Raw genomic sequence first — 14646 nt, forward strand, 5'->3', positions numbered from 1 at the left:
CTGAACCATTCGTTAATCTGGTTACGGCATTTGTCGCATGAGGCAAATGCCGTTTTTGTTTGTATACTCACATGATGAGTCACGGCGCGGTCGCAGTGGATACAGGGAACACTGCGAAGTTGAAAAACAAGGGGGCAGGGATGTTGCTGGTAAAAAAATTAAATCATCATCGCGTTCTATCATTGTTAGCGCTGGCGCTAACCGTTGTTCCATTTACGCTACCGCAGGCCGCTGTCATCGCCGCTTTGCCCGGGACAACGCAGGCGGCTATCTCCGTTTCCGAAAGTCAGCAACGCATCCGGCAGGCATTTTCCAGCGCCGATCAGCCGTTTTATCTGGCACCGCTGGCGACGCTCTATGCATCCCGCCATATGCAGCCGCTCTGGCAGGATGCTCAGGCGGTGCAAAAATTTCAGCAGCAGCTGGCTGAGGTGGCGCTTTCAGGTGTTCAGCCACAGTTCACGCGCTGGATTGAGCGTCTGACGAATCCGGCTATTACCGGCTTTGCCCGCGATGTCGCGCTCTCCGATGCAATGCTGGGTTATCTGCAGTTTGTTTCAAATGTGCCGACACAGGGTGAAACGTGGCTCTACAGCAACGTTCCTTACAGGCTGACACAGCCGTCGATCGCGGTCGTGAATCAGTGGCAGAACGCGGTCAATGCGGGTTCTGATAACACGTTTATTGCCTCATTACAGCCGCAGCACCCACAGTATCAGCCTATGCACGCCGCGCTGAAAACGTTGCTCAGCGATAAGCAGCCCTGGCCACAACTGAAAAGCAGTGAAACCCTGCGTCCCGGCCAGGTCAGTGATGACGTTCCAGCCCTGCGTGAAATTCTGCAGCGCAGCGGCATGTTAACGGCACAGGTTAACGCGCCCGCACCGGATGACGATGCGGTGCCTGTCGCGCCGTCGCCGGTGACGCACAGCGACCAGCCTGTCGCGGTGAGTCCTTCCGCTACGCCAGTCACTAATCTGCTTACGCCATCACCGCAGTCACCGGGTAATGTCCAGGGTCAGACGCTGGACGGGAATACCGCCAATGTCTATGACGAGACGCTGGTGGCCGGTGTGAAGCGTTTCCAGCATTGGCAGGGACTGGATGGCGATGGCGCTATCGGTGCCAGAACACGGCAGTGGCTTAACGTCTCTCCGCAGATGCGTGCTTCTCTGCTGGCGCTGAATATTCAGCGCCTGCGTCTGCTGCCGGACGATATGCACAACGGCATTATGGTGAACATCGCCAACTATTCGCTGATCTATTACAACAACGGCAACAAAATTCTTTCATCGCGCGTTATCGTCGGTCGTCCCGATCGTAAAACGCCACTTATGCGCAGTGCGCTGAATAATGTCGTGCTTAACCCGCCGTGGAATGTGCCGACAACCCTGGTGCGTAAAGACATCATTCCAAAGGTGAAGCAGGATCCAACCTATCTTTATAAGCATGGGTATACCCTGCTGTCAGGCTGGAGCGCAGATGCTGAAGTAATTGATCCCAGCATGATCGACTGGCGCATGGTCACCGCCTCATCGTTCCCTTACCGATTGATTCAGGCCCCGGGCGTGGCGAATGCGCTGGGCCGGTATAAATTTAATATGCCGAGTTCAGATGCGATCTACCTGCATGACACGCCAAACCATAACCTGTTCCAGCGTGATATCCGTGCGCTCAGTTCAGGTTGTGTGCGGGTGAACAAAGCGTCTGAGCTGGCAGGCTTATTGCTGCAGGATGCGGGCTGGAACGACTCCCGAATTTCCAGTACGTTGAAAGAGGGTGACACCCGCTATGTGCCGATTCGCCACCGCATTCCGGTCAATCTCTATTATCTGACGGCGTGGGTCGCTGATGATGGCAAACCGCAGTTCCGCACAGATATTTACAATTATGATGACACCGCCCGTTCGGGCAGTCAGGCTCTGAGTCGGGCCGAGCAATTACTGCTCTAGTAATTGATTTTAAATCGTTCCCCGCAAATCCTTATTAAAGAAAAATCTTATCAAATGGCGATCCCTCAGGGGATCGCCTCGCAAACTCATGGCAGATGGGTTGACGCTTCTCTGAGAGAAAGTTATGGTTCGGCCTGTGCGCTTTTTGCACATTTCTATGGCTCCACTCTCAGGTAAACCGTTACATGTCTACTATTGATTCTTTTCGTCGCAAACTACTGCTGTGCGGTAGTGCCGCCGCCGGACTGGCATTATTGCCAGCTTCTGCAAGGGCCTCGCTTTCAACGTCTCGCCCGCGTGTATTGATGCTTAATAATCTTCACACCGGTGAAACCCTTAAAACTGAGTTTTTTAATGGTAAGAGTTACGACAAGGATGAGCTGTCACGATTAAATCATTTTTTCCGTGACTATCGCGCCAACAAAGTGAAAAGCATCGATCCACATCTGTTTGACCAGATTTTTCGCCTGCAGGCGCTGCTGGGTATGCGTAAACCGATACAGCTGGTTTCTGGCTATCGTTCACTGGCAACCAACAACATGTTACGTGAGAGCGGTCCGGGAGTCGCGAAACACAGCTATCACACCAAAGGCCAGGCGATGGATTTTCATATTGAAGGCGTTTCGCTGGCGAATGTACGCAAAGCGGCGTTATCTCTGCGTGCGGGTGGTGTAGGATATTATCCCCGCAGTAACTTTGTACATATTGATACCGGTCCGATCAGGCACTGGTAGTGACACCGGCAACGCTGCGTGAGCCGGTCATGGAGCGTTATGAATTACCACATTATTCCTGTTACCGCTTTTGCCCAGAACTGCTCAGTTATCTGGTGCGACACGACTCGCGAAGCCGCACTGGTCGACCCAGGCGGCGATGCCGGACTGATCAAACAAACGCTGGAACAGCTTAAACTTAAACCCGCTCAGATTCTGCTGACACATGGACACCTTGATCATGTCGGGGCCGCTGTTGAACTGGCAGCATTTTATCAGATTCCGATTGTTGGACCGCAAAAGCGCGATGCCTTCTGGCTTGAAGCGCTGCCAACTCAGAGCCGGATGTTCGGACTTGACGAGTGCGCGCCGTTTACCCCCGATCGCTGGCTGGAAGAGGGAGAGAGCGTGCAGGTCGGGCTGATCACGCTGGACGTTCTGCACTGCCCGGGACATTCACCTGGCCATGTCGTGTTCTTTGACCGGCCAGGACAATTACTGATTTCAGGCGACGTGATTTTTAATGGTGGTGTTGGGCGTACTGACTTCCCACAGGGCGATCATCAGCAGCTCATCGAGGCTATCCGCACAAAATTACTGCCGCTGGGCGATGATGTGACTTTTCTTCCCGGTCACGGCCCGATTTCTACGCTGGGGCATGAACGCATCAGCAATCCTTTCCTGCAGTAAATAATCCGCCATTTTCCGTGCAATAAAAAATGGGCCATCAGGCCCATTTTTGTTTCGTCGACAGCGTTACAGCACCGCGACAATCGCTTCGCACAGCGCCGACATATTGTCTGGCGTCATGCCCGCCACATTCACCCGCCCTGAGTTCACCGCGTAGACGCCAAACTCTTCACGCAGGCGAATAACCTGGTCTTTGGTCAGGCCACTGAAGGAGAACATACCGTTCTGCTTAATAATAAAGCTGAAGTCGCGCTGTGCGCCTTTTTCCGCCAGAGTATTTACGAAGAGCTGACGCATGCGCTGAATGCGCTGACGCATGTCCGACAGCTCCTGCTCCCAGATGGTACGCAGGGTATCATTGCCCAGAATGGTGGCGACGATGGCGGCGCCATGTGCAGGCGGATTGGAGTAGTTCGCGCGAATGGTGTACTTCACCTGACTGAACGCGGTATCTGCCACGCTCGCATCGGCGGCAACCAGCGTGATGGCACCAACACGTTCGTTATACAGACCGAAGTTCTTGGAGTAAGAGCTGGCGACGATCAGTTCCTGATGCGAGGCGGCAAATATGCGCAGGCCTTCTGCATCTTCATCCAGACCACGGGCAAAGCCCTGGTAAGCGAAGTCGAACAACGGCAGCCAGCCATTGGCCTGTGACAGCTGCGCCAGCTGTTGCCACTGCCCGGCGGTCGGGTCGATACCGGTCGGGTTATGGCAGCAGCCGTGGAACAGCACCACGTCGCCTGGCTGAACCTGTTTCAGTGACGCCAGCATGCCATCGAAATCCAGCGTATGGTTTGCCGGGTCGTAATAGTGGTATTCACAGACCTCAAGACCGGCAGCCTTAAACACGTTGTTGTGATTTGGCCAGCTTGGATTGCTTATCCAGACCCGCTTCACCGATGTTTGCGTGGCGAGGAAATCGGCTGCAACGCGTAGCGCACCTGTACCACCCGGTGTCTGAGCCGTGCGGGCGCGGCCAGCGGTGATTAGCGGACTCTGGTTGCCGAACAGCAGGGCCTGCGTGCAGCGGGCAAAATCCGCCAGCCCATCAATGCTGAGATAGTTTTTGGTGGTTTCATTTTCCAGCAGGTATTGCTCAGCTTTTTTAACACTGGTCAGTACCGGGGTCTTGCCGGTTTCGTCTTTATAAACGCCGATACCCAGATTGATTTTTTCAGGGCGGTCATCAGCACGAAACAGATCGGCCAGTCCAAGAATAGGATCGGCGGGTGCAGCAGAGATCGATTCAAACATGTGTCAGGTCCATTAGCGTGAACTTTAGCAAGAGGGCTCTCAGGTTAGCGTCCGGCCAGACAAATGCCAACCGTTTGCGAGACAAATTCATACATTTTGCAGTGTGGATTGCGCGACGGAGAAAGGTAGTGATTAAAGCGAGGTAACGGCTCGGGGAAAAACGCACCTGTTGGGAATAGCAGCCATAAAAAACGGGGCCGTAGCCCCGTTTTTCAACATGTTTAAAGCGGAATTAGAACTGGTAAACCAGGCCAACACCAACCACGTCGTCTGTGTTCAGACCCAGACGGTTGTTGTCATCCAGCTGGTTGATCTGATAGTCCACATAGGTAGACATGTTTTTGTTGAAGTAGTAAGTCGCGCCAACGTCAATGTATTTAACCAGGTCAGCATCGCCCACGCCTTCAATGTCCTTGCCTTTAGACTGCACGTAAGCAACGGAAGGACGCAGGCCGAAGTCGAACTGGTACTGTGCAACCAATTCAATGTTCTGAGCCTTGTTAGCGAATGCAGTGGTGGTGGTGCCAGGAGCAATTGTTAAGTCAAATGGCGTTGAGTTACGGGTTTCACCGTAGTAAGCAGCCAGGTAAACATTGTTCGCATCATATTTCAGACCAGTTGCCCAGTTTTCAGCGCGTTTGCCCTGACCAACAACTGTACCGTTAGCAGCAACACCGGCTGCCTGTGCATCAGTACGATCGCTGCTGCTATAAGCACCAACAACACCTACGCCGATTGGTGAAACGTAAGAGGTTGAGAGACCCCAGCCGTCGCCGTTAGCACGACGAATGTCACTACGCTCGTTTTTGCCCTGATACTGAACTGCGAAGTCCCAGCCATCTACCAGACCAAAGAAGTTGGTGTTGCGGTAGGTCAGCAGGCCGGTGCTACGACCGTTCATGAAGTTATCTGAGTATCCTGAGTCGCCACCGAACTCTGGCAGCATATCGGTCCAGCCGATTGCATCGTAAACCACACCGTAGTTACGGCCGTAGTCGATTGAGCCAGCATCACCGAATTTCAGACCGGCAAAGCCCAGACGGGTTTTGTTGTTATTCTGTGCGTCGGAACCTTCAGAGTTGTTAGCCTGAATGTTGTATTCCCACTGGCCGTAACCGGTCAGTTGGTCATTAATCTGAGTTTCACCTTTGAAGCCGAAACGAACGTATGACTTGTCGCCATCGCTGCCATCGTTATCAGAGAAGTAGTGCAGGCCGACTGCTTTACCGTACAGGTCCAGTTTGTTGCCGTCTTTGTTATAGATTTCTGCAGCGTTTGCTGCGCCGGCGGCTAACAGAGCAGGGATAACCACTGCAAGAATATTGCGCTTCATCATTATTCATTACCCTCATTGGAGTTATTTGTACACCTGCCACTGCCGTCAGGAAATCTTTACAGAACCCTGAGCGAAGTTTGGTGTCTTCCTGTGTCTGCACGCATCTTTCCATCCCACCCGCCGTAATTCTAGCGCTTAAATGCTACTAAACTCGTAATCTTGTTTCAGTAAGAAAATATGTATTACAAAATGTAAAAAATACGGAACTTTGTGAGAGAACTCAAAATTTACAAAAATAAAAAAAGGCCGGCAGTGCCGACCTCTTTATATATATGAATTTCTTATATTTAATGCTGAATTTTAGAAACTTGCATTGCGTGGCGTGCGCGGGAAGGGGATAACGTCCCTGACATTTTGCACGCCAGTCACATAGGCGATTAAACGTTCAAAGCCCAGTCCGAAACCTGAATGTGGCACAGTACCGTAGCGACGCAGGTCACGATACCACCAGTAATCTTCTTTATTCAGACCCATCTCTTCCAGACGTGCGTCCAGGACATCCAGACGCTCTTCACGCTGTGAACCGCCGATGATCTCACCAATGCCTGGCGCCAGAACATCCATCGCCGCCACGGTTTTGCCATCCTCGTTCAGGCGCATATAGAACGCTTTAATGTCTTTCGGATAGTTTTTCACCACCACCGGCGCTTTAAAGTGTTTCTCGGCCAGGTAACGCTCATGCTCTGAGGAGAGATCGATACCCCAGGAAACCGGGTTTTCGAAGGTCTGACCGCAGTTCATCAGGATCTCAACCGCGTCGGTGTAGTCGACCTGGGCAAAATCGGTGGTAATGAAACGCTGAAGACGCTCAACGGCATCTTTATCCACGCGCTCAGCGAAGAACGCCATGTCATCGGCACGCTCTTCCAGCACCGCGTTGAAGACATACTTCAGCATTGCTTCGGCCAGTGCAGCCGCATCATCCAGTGAGGCAAAGGCGATTTCCGGCTCCAGCATCCAGAATTCCGCCAGATGGCGGCTGGTGTTGGAATTCTCTGCGCGGAACGTCGGGCCGAAGGTGTAGATCTTCGACAGGGCGCTGGCATAGGTTTCGCCGTTCAGCTGACCGGAAACAGTCAGGAAGGCTTCTTTGCCAAAGAAATCTTCGCTGAAGTCGACTTTGCCCTGATCATTACGCGGCAGGTTTTCCATATCCAGCGTCGAGACACGGAACATTTCGCCAGCACCTTCGGTATCGGATGCAGTGATCAGCGGAGTGGAAACCCAGAAATAGCCATTTTCATGGAAGAAGCGATGCAGCGCCTGCGCCAGAGTATGGCGAACGCGGGCGACCGCGCCAATCAGGTTAGTGCGTGGACGCAGGTGTGCCACTTCGCGCAGATACTCGATGCTGTGACGCTTCGCCGCCATCGGGTAGCTGTCCGGATCTTCTACCCAGCCGACGACTTCCAGGCTGGTCGCCTGAATTTCAAACGCCTGGCCCTGACCCGGCGACGCCACCACTTTACCGGTCACGATGACGGAACAGCCCGTGGTCAGACGCAGCACTTCATCCTGATAATTATTCAGAGAATTATTGACGACAGCCTGAACGGGATTAAAGCAGGAGCCGTCATAGACAGCGATGAAGGAAAGACCGGCTTTGGAATCTCTTCGGGTACGCACCCAACCACGTACGGTGACTTCACTGTCAACCGCGACGCGACCGTGCAGTACGTCCGCTACAGGCACTACGCTCATAAATATCTCTCTATATAGAAGAAGTGAGTTAAAAGTTGCCCCATCCGGGGTTTTGCTATGTTACTTGTGAGTCTTCAGGAAACAAGCAAAATTCAGGGGGAAAGCGGATTTATTACAGCAGAGGCGGGGCGCATCAACGCCCCGATAAGAAGAGGTTTAACTCGCTTTTTTCACCAGCGGCAGATCAAAGGCTTTTCGCAGCGCTTTGACAAAAGCCTTATCCTGGCAGATGGTTTTGCCCGGGCTGTCTGAAAGTTTCGCTACTGGCTTGCCGTTGCACTGCACCAGCTTGATAACGATGTTCAGTGGCGTTACGCCCGGAATATCGCAGGTCAGGCGGGTACCGATGCCGAACACGACATTCGTCCGCTGACCAAAGTGGCGATAAAGCGCCAGCGCTTTGTCGAGATTTAAGTTGTCAGAAAAGACCAGATGTTTACTTTGCGGATCGATACCCAGCTTCTGATAATGAGCCAGTGCTTTCTCGCCCCATTCAACCGGATCGCCGGAGTCGTGACGCAGCCCCTGGTAGCGGCGGGCAAACATCGGACCGAAATCGCGCAGGAACGCATCCATCGCGATGCAATCGGTCAGCGCGATACCCAGCTGATCGTCATACTCGTCCAGCCAGGCCTGCAGCGCAGCACGCTGACTGTTGGCGAGAACCGGGCTGATTTGCTGGAAGGCCTGGAACCACTCATGCGCCTGAGTACCGACCGGCGTCAGAGACAGACGGCGCGCCAGATCATAATTACTGGTGCCAATCAGCCACGGAAAATCCTGTTTCAGTGTGGAGACAATCGCCTGCTGCACATCCTGCGAATAGCGGCGACGGGTGCCGAAATCCATCAGGCGGAAGCGCGACATATCCAGATCCGCTACCTGCGTCTTAAAGTCGCCGAGTTTCTGATGCAAATGGTCGATCGCCTGCTGAGTGGTGACCTGCGGCGTGCGATGACGATGCACAATCTCACTGATCAGCGCCAGTAGCGGCACCTCCCACATGATCACCTCCCGCCACGGCCCCTGGATACGAAGTTCCAGTTTGCCATGGTGATTGCGCACCTCAACCTGCTCCGGGTTATAGCGGAACTGGCGCAACCAGCTGAGGTAATCCTGCCGGAAGAAGGGAAGGCGGGATAACCAGGTCGCTTCATCATCAGTCAGCGCCAGGTGTTGCATGGCAGTAATCGCGTCACGAATTTCGTCAGCGTAGAGACCCAGTAGTTCGTCGCCGCGGCAGCGAAACTCCGCCGCCACCGTTACGTCATGATAGCGGTGGAAAACGGCCTGCTGCATATGGAGTTTATAGGCGTCCGTATCCAGCAGGGAGGTCAGTATCGGGGAAGCATGTCCTGTCATGGCGCGTTTCAGCATCCTGTTCGGTGGCGCAGTGCCCGGTGTTGTACACAGTCATAAAGACGCAAAAGTATAATTCACTATCTGAAGCCGATCACAGCATATTTCAGTCGGGCGGGTCGAGGCCAATCTGTGCCTTTGTTAACAAAGTGTAGCCATTTCACCCTTTAGGTGCATTGTGCGTGGCAAGCTTGTAGTAACAAGCTTAGACTTTGCCGGTAAACTTATAACAACGCGAGACGCAATATGACGCAACAGCCCCAAATCAAGTATCGCCACGACTACCGTGCACCCGATTACACCATCACCGATATCGATTTAACTTTTGAACTGGATGCGTCGACGACCCGTGTAACGGCCATCAGCCAGGTTAAACGCGTGGGCGACAGCCAGGCTGAGCTGCGACTGGACGGCGAAGCGTTAACGCTGATTGCGCTGGAGGTCGACGGGCAAGCCTGGACGGCCTTCCGTGAAGAAGAGGGCGCACTGGTCATCAGCCAGCTGCCGGACAGCTTCACCCTGAAAATCATCAATGATATTCATCCGGATCAGAACACCGCGCTGGAAGGGCTGTACAAATCGGGCGAGGCGCTCTGCACCCAATGTGAGGCTGAAGGCTTCCGTCATATTACCTGGTATCTCGATCGCCCTGATGTGCTGGCACGTTTTACCACCACCATTTATGCCAATGGTGAGCGTTATCCATTCCTGCTCTCCAACGGTAACCGGATTGACAGCGGCCGGGATGAGCAGGGTCGCAGCTGGGTGAAGTGGCAGGATCCGTTCCCGAAACCGTGCTACCTGTTTGCGCTGGTGGCGGGCGATTTCGACGTGCTGCGCGACAGCTTCACCACCCGTTCAGGCCGTGATGTGGCGCTGGAGATCTTCGTCGATCGCGGTAACCTCGATCGTGCCGACTGGGCGATGACCTCGCTGAAAAATAGTATGAAGTGGGATGAAGAGCGTTTCGGCCTGGAGTATGACCTCGACATCTTTATGATCGTCGCAGTGGACTTCTTCAACATGGGCGCCATGGAGAACAAAGGCCTTAACGTCTTCAACGCCAAATATGTGCTGGCGAAAGCGGAAACGGCGACGGACAAAGATTACCTTGGCATTGAGGCGGTTATCGGTCACGAATATTTCCACAACTGGACCGGTAACCGCGTGACCTGCCGCGACTGGTTCCAGCTCAGCCTGAAAGAGGGGCTGACCGTGTTCCGCGATCAGGAGTTCAGCTCCGATCTGGGTTCACGTGCGGTGAACCGCATCGATAACGTGCGTATCGTACGCGGCGCGCAGTTCGCCGAAGATGCCAGCCCGATGGCACACCCGATCCGTCCGGATCAGGTCATTGAGATGAACAACTTCTATACCCTGACGGTGTATGAAAAAGGGTCAGAGGTCATCCGTATGATGCACACCCTGCTGGGTGAAGAGAATTTCCAGAAGGGCATGAAGCTCTATTTTGATCGCCATGACGGCAGCGCCGCCACCTGTGATGACTTTGTTCAGGCGATGGAAGATGCCTCAAATATCGATCTGTCGCAGTTCCGCCGCTGGTACAGCCAGTCCGGTACGCCGGTACTGACGGTGCGCGATGATTACAACCCGGAGCTGGAGCAGTATACGCTGCACGTCACGCAGCACACCCCTGCAACTGCCGATCAGAAAGAGAAGCTGCCGCTGCATATCCCGCTGGATATCGAGCTATATGACGGTGAAGGCAAGGTGATCCCGCTGCAGAATAACGGCCATCCGGTGCATCATGTGCTGAATGTCACCGAAGAGTTCCAGACCTTTATTTTCGATAATGTCTACTTCCAGCCTGTGCCGTCGCTACTGCGTGAATTCTCCGCCCCGGTGAAGCTCGATTACAAATGGAGTGATGCTCAGCTCACCTTCCTGATGCGTCATGCACGCAATGACTTCTCCCGCTGGGATGCGGCTCAGAGCCTGCTGGCGACCTATATCCGTCTGAATGTCGCCCGCTATCAGCAGGGCCAGCATCTGTCGCTGCCGCTGCATGTTGCCGATGCTTTCCGCGCGGTGCTGCTCGATACCGACTGTGACCCGGCCCTGACCGCGCTGATCCTGACGCTGCCGTCAGAAAATGAGATTGCCGAGCTGTTTGACACTATCGATCCGCAGGCGATTGCGCTGGTGCGTGATGCCCTGCAACGCACACTGGCACGTGAACTGGCCGATGAGTTCTTTGCGATCTACAACGCCAATCAGCAGCCTGAATATCGCGTGGAGCATGACGCGATTGGTCAGCGCAGCCTGAAAAATATCTGCCTGACCTATCTTGCCTTCAGCGATGCGCAGCTGGCGGATAAACTGGTGCAGACGCAGTATCACCAGGCGACCAACATGACCGATGCGCTGGCGGCGCTTTCCGCTGCTGTTGCGGCACAGTTACCGTGCCGTGATGCGCTGCTGGCAGCTTACGATGAGCGCTGGCATCAGGACGGTCTGGTGATGGATAAATGGTTTGTGCTGCAGGCGACCAGCCCGGCTGCCAACGTGATGCGCAACGTGCGTCAGCTGCTGAATCATCGCTCCTTCACCATGAGTAATCCAAACCGCGTTCGCTCGCTGGTGGGGGCTTTTGCCTCGGCTAACCCGGCCGCATTCCATGCTAAAGATGGCAGCGGTTATAAGTTCCTGGTGGAGATGCTCACCGATCTGAACACCCGCAATCCGCAGGTTGCGGCACGAATGGTGGAGCCGCTGATTCGTCTGAAACGTTATGACGAAGGCCGTCAGGCGATGATGCGTCAGGCGCTGGAGCAACTGCTGGAACTGGATAAACTCTCTGGCGATCTCTACGAAAAAATTACCCGGGCACTGAACGCCTGATAATAAAAAAGGGAGCGTCTGAGACGCTCTCTTTTTCAGCGCTGCTGCGCGTAACGTACCGGCTGCGGTCGTTCCGTACGCTGCATCACCCGATCCAGTACCTCTGCTTCCAGCTCGGCCAGCCGCGCAGACCCACGACGTCGTGGTCGCGGCAAATCTACCAGCAGATCCAGACCGATTTCTCCCTCTTCGATCAACAACACACGATCCGCCATCACGACCGCTTCACTGACATCATGCGTGACCAGCAGCACGGTAAAATGATGTTGTTGCCACAGTGACTCAATCAATCCCTGCATTTCAATGCGTGTCAGGGCATCCAGCGCCCCCAGTGGTTCATCCAGCAGCAGTAAGCCGGGCCGATGAATCAGCGCTCGGGCCAGCGCCACGCGTTGTTTCTGTCCACCAGAGAGTGCAGCCGGCCACTCATTGGCGCGATCGGCCAGTCCCACCGCCGTCAGGGCATCCATCGCTGCGCTGCGCCATTCGCGGCCGCGCAGGCCCAGCCCGACGTTATCAATGACTTTTTTCCACGGCAGCAGTCGTGCATCCTGAAACATCAGGCGGGTATCGTCGCGTGCTGACTGCAGCGGCGTATTCCCTGCCAGCAGTTCACCGCTGGAGCTTTGTTCAAGTCCGGCCAGCAGGCGCAACAGGGTGCTTTTGCCGCAGCCGCTGCGACCCACTACCGCCACAAACTGACCCGAAGGAATATGCAGGTCGATCTTATTGAGAATGGTACGACTGCCATACTGTTTGCTGACGCCGTTAACGCCAACCGGCGTGCCAGTGTTAAGGCGGGCTGGTGAGAGAGTCTGGCTCATGCGTTCTCCTCCTTCAGTTGGTAAGCGGGGTGCCAGCGCAGCCAGACGCGTTCCAGTAACAACGCGGCGACATCCGCCAGTTTGCCGAGCAGGGCATAGAGAATGATGGCGACCACCACCACATCGGTCTGCAGGAATTCACGTGCGTTCATTGCCAGATAGCCGATGCCCGCGTTGGCGGAGATGGTTTCAGCGACAATCAGCGTCAGCCACATCAGACCCAGCGCAAAACGCACGCCGACCATAATATTTGGCAGTGCGCCGGGCAGGATCACCTGGATAAACAGGCTCCAGCCGGAGAGGCCATAGCTGCGTGCCATCTCAACCAGTCCGCGATCGATATTGCGGATGCCGTGATAGGTATTCAGGTAGATCGGAAACAGCGTGCCCAGCGCCACCAGAAAGATTTTGGCGGACTCGTCGATACCGAACCAGAGGATCACCAACGGGATCAGCGCCAGATGTGGCACATTGCGCAGCATCTGCACCGACGTATCCAGCAGCCGTTCACCGGTTTTTGAGGTGCCGGTGATCAGCCCAAGTATCAGGCCGATCGAACCGCCAATGCTGAAACCGATCAGTGCCCGCCAGCTGCTTATTGCCAGATGCTGCCAGAGTTCACCGCTGACAGTCAGCTGCCAGAAGGTGGTCACAATTTTCTCCGGCGCGGGCAGAATACGGTTCGATAACCAGCCGGTTTGCGAAGCAATCTGCCACACCACGACAAGCAGTGTCGGCAATAGCCACGGCACCAGCGTATCAGCAAGGCGTTTTCGGGTTCTGGCCATCATGCTCTCCTCAGCCCCGGGCGGCTTTTTTCTCAGGGGTAAAATCGTTGGCTACCGCTTCACCGTGCGCCTGAACGACGCGCGGCTGAGGCACGAGTGGAACCTGCAGATCAAGATGCGGGAACAGCAGTTCGCCGACGCGATAAGCCTCTTCCAGATGCGGATAACCTGACAGGATAAAGGTCTCAATGCCCAGTGCTTCATACTCTTTGATGCGTGCGGCAACGGTTGGGCCATCACCGACCAGCGCTGTACCGGCTCCACTGCGTACCAGACCCACACCTGCCCACAGATTCGGGCTGATTTCGAGTTTGTCGCGGCGACCACCGTGCAGCGCGGCCATCCGGCGCTGCCCTACAGAATCGGCCCGCTGGAACGCTGCCTGTGCCTTCGCAATAGTGGCGTCATCGACATTGGCAATCAGCCGGTCGGCGGCCTGCCAGGCCTCTTCGTTGGTTTCGCGCACAATCACATGCAAACGGATACCAAACCGCACCGTACGTCCCTGCGCGGCCGCTTTCGCGCGCACCTGATCAATCTTCTCTTTAACCTGAGCAGGCGGTTCGCCCCAGGTAAGGTAAACATCGACCTGTTCGGCCGCCAGTTCCTGAGCCGGTTCAGAAGAGCCGCCAAACCACAGCGGTGGGCGAGGCTGCTGCACCGGTTTAAACATCAGACGCGCGCCGCGAACCTTCACGTGCTTGCCTTCGTAATCGACGGTTTCGCCTTCCAGCACCCGGCGCCAGACGCGGGTGAACTCGGCAGATTCTGCGTAACGCTCACGGTGATCCAGGAACACGCCGTCGCCCGCCAGTTCTTCCGGATCGCCGCCGGTCACCAGATTGAACAGCGCACGGCCATTGGAGAGACGATCCAGCGTGGCAGCCTGACGCGCCGCCTGAGTCGGTGAAATGACGCCGGGTCGTAGCGCGACCAGGAAACGCAGGCGCTGCGTCACCGGGATCAGCGAGGCGGCAACCAGCCAGGCATCTTCGCAGGAGCGGCCGGTCGGGATTAATACACCACCAAAGCCGAGACGGTCAGCGGCCTGCGCCACCTGCTGTAAATAGGCGTGATCAACCGGTCGCGCGCCTTCGGCGGTACCAAGGTAGTGGCCGTCGCCATGCGTCGGCAGGAACCAGAATATGGATACGCTCATTATTG

The 14646-nt window shown here is 55.1% G+C and carries 11 protein-coding genes; 4 read left to right on the forward strand and 7 right to left on the reverse strand.

All coding sequences use genetic code 11. From position 1 onward, the window contains the following. Positions 1–140 precede the first annotated feature (140 nt). The 3 genes from ldtD (at position 141) to AC6I8J_RS06450 (ending at position 3355) form a co-directional block, all read left to right on the forward strand. Positions 141–1952 (forward strand): L,D-transpeptidase, encoded by a 1812-nt coding sequence (gene ldtD, locus AC6I8J_RS06440; RefSeq protein ID WP_260057790.1) that lies wholly within the window; start codon positions 141–143, stop codon positions 1950–1952. A gap of 185 nt (positions 1953–2137) precedes the next feature. Beyond that, positions 2138–2686, forward strand: coding sequence for a peptidoglycan L,D-endopeptidase MepK (gene mepK / locus AC6I8J_RS06445; RefSeq protein WP_010254972.1), 549 nt, complete (start codon positions 2138–2140; stop codon positions 2684–2686). A gap of 39 nt (positions 2687–2725) precedes the next feature. Then, the gene (locus AC6I8J_RS06450; protein WP_161736085.1) at positions 2726–3355 is read left to right on the forward strand and encodes an MBL fold metallo-hydrolase; all 630 of its coding nucleotides are present in this window, start codon (positions 2726–2728) and stop codon (positions 3353–3355) included. A gap of 66 nt (positions 3356–3421) precedes the next feature. Here the strand turns inward: AC6I8J_RS06450 and AC6I8J_RS06455 are convergent, their stop codons facing one another. From AC6I8J_RS06455 to pncB, 4 genes are all read right to left on the reverse strand, one after another. Further along, positions 3422–4612, reverse strand: coding sequence for an amino acid aminotransferase (locus AC6I8J_RS06455; protein WP_161736084.1), 1191 nt, complete (start codon positions 4610–4612; stop codon positions 3422–3424). A 232-nt stretch (positions 4613–4844) separates the two neighbouring features. Then, on the reverse strand, positions 4845–5948 hold the full coding sequence (ompF, locus tag AC6I8J_RS06460) for a porin OmpF (protein ID WP_304621843.1): 1104 nt from the start codon (positions 5946–5948) through the stop codon (positions 4845–4847). A 300-nt stretch (positions 5949–6248) separates the two neighbouring features. Beyond that, complete coding sequence (gene asnS / locus AC6I8J_RS06465; protein ID WP_222924261.1) at positions 6249–7649, reverse strand: asparagine--tRNA ligase; 1401 nt, start codon at positions 7647–7649, stop codon at positions 6249–6251. A 156-nt stretch (positions 7650–7805) separates the two neighbouring features. Next, a complete protein-coding gene (pncB, locus tag AC6I8J_RS06470) occupies positions 7806–9011 on the reverse strand; it encodes a nicotinate phosphoribosyltransferase (RefSeq protein ID WP_222924260.1) in 1206 nt (401 codons plus the stop codon). Positions 9012–9254: 243 nt separating this feature from the next. On the opposite strand from pncB, the gene pepN reads away from it, so the two are divergent. Continuing rightward, positions 9255–11870 (forward strand): aminopeptidase N, encoded by a 2616-nt coding sequence (gene pepN / locus AC6I8J_RS06475; protein WP_161735683.1) that lies wholly within the window; start codon positions 9255–9257, stop codon positions 11868–11870. A gap of 35 nt (positions 11871–11905) precedes the next feature. On the opposite strand, the gene ssuB is transcribed toward pepN, so the two are convergent. From ssuB to ssuD, 3 genes are read right to left on the reverse strand one after another with little or no spacing between them, the layout of a single operon-like run. Continuing rightward, positions 11906–12694, reverse strand: coding sequence for an aliphatic sulfonates ABC transporter ATP-binding protein (gene ssuB / locus AC6I8J_RS06480; RefSeq protein ID WP_098051042.1), 789 nt, complete (start codon positions 12692–12694; stop codon positions 11906–11908). Next, positions 12691–13482, reverse strand: a complete 792-nt coding sequence (ssuC, locus tag AC6I8J_RS06485; RefSeq protein WP_161735691.1) for an aliphatic sulfonate ABC transporter permease SsuC — start codon at positions 13480–13482, stop codon at positions 12691–12693. Before ssuC ends, ssuB begins: the two co-directional genes overlap by 4 nt. A 10-nt stretch (positions 13483–13492) precedes the next feature. Further along, positions 13493–14641, reverse strand: a complete 1149-nt coding sequence (gene ssuD, locus AC6I8J_RS06490) for an FMNH2-dependent alkanesulfonate monooxygenase (RefSeq protein ID WP_222924258.1) — start codon at positions 14639–14641, stop codon at positions 13493–13495. Positions 14642–14646: the final 5 nt, after the last annotated feature.

The organism is Pantoea sp. X-Soil-ISGK-355 (assembly GCF_059730805.1).

What these genes read in the sequence shown, in the direction of transcription:
- AC6I8J_RS06455 (WP_161736084.1), bottom strand. Translation starts at nt 4,612, where the DNA reads ATGTTTGAATCGATCTCTGCTGCACCCGCCGATCCTATTCTTGGACTG.
- ssuD (WP_222924258.1), bottom strand. Translation starts at nt 14,641, where the DNA reads ATGAGCGTATCCATATTCTGGTTCCTGCCGACGCATGGCGACGGCCAC.
- pepN (WP_161735683.1), top strand. Translation starts at nt 9,255, where the DNA reads ATGACGCAACAGCCCCAAATCAAGTATCGCCACGACTACCGTGCACCC.
- asnS (WP_222924261.1), bottom strand. Translation starts at nt 7,649, where the DNA reads ATGAGCGTAGTGCCTGTAGCGGACGTACTGCACGGTCGCGTCGCGGTT.
- ldtD (WP_260057790.1), top strand. Translation starts at nt 141, where the DNA reads ATGTTGCTGGTAAAAAAATTAAATCATCATCGCGTTCTATCATTGTTA.
- mepK (WP_010254972.1), top strand. Translation starts at nt 2,138, where the DNA reads ATGTCTACTATTGATTCTTTTCGTCGCAAACTACTGCTGTGCGGTAGT.
- ompF (WP_304621843.1), bottom strand. Translation starts at nt 5,948, where the DNA reads ATGATGAAGCGCAATATTCTTGCAGTGGTTATCCCTGCTCTGTTAGCC.
- AC6I8J_RS06450 (WP_161736085.1), top strand. Translation starts at nt 2,726, where the DNA reads ATGAATTACCACATTATTCCTGTTACCGCTTTTGCCCAGAACTGCTCA.
- pncB (WP_222924260.1), bottom strand. Translation starts at nt 9,011, where the DNA reads ATGACAGGACATGCTTCCCCGATACTGACCTCCCTGCTGGATACGGAC.
- ssuC (WP_161735691.1), bottom strand. Translation starts at nt 13,482, where the DNA reads ATGGCCAGAACCCGAAAACGCCTTGCTGATACGCTGGTGCCGTGGCTA.
- ssuB (WP_098051042.1), bottom strand. Translation starts at nt 12,694, where the DNA reads ATGAGCCAGACTCTCTCACCAGCCCGCCTTAACACTGGCACGCCGGTT.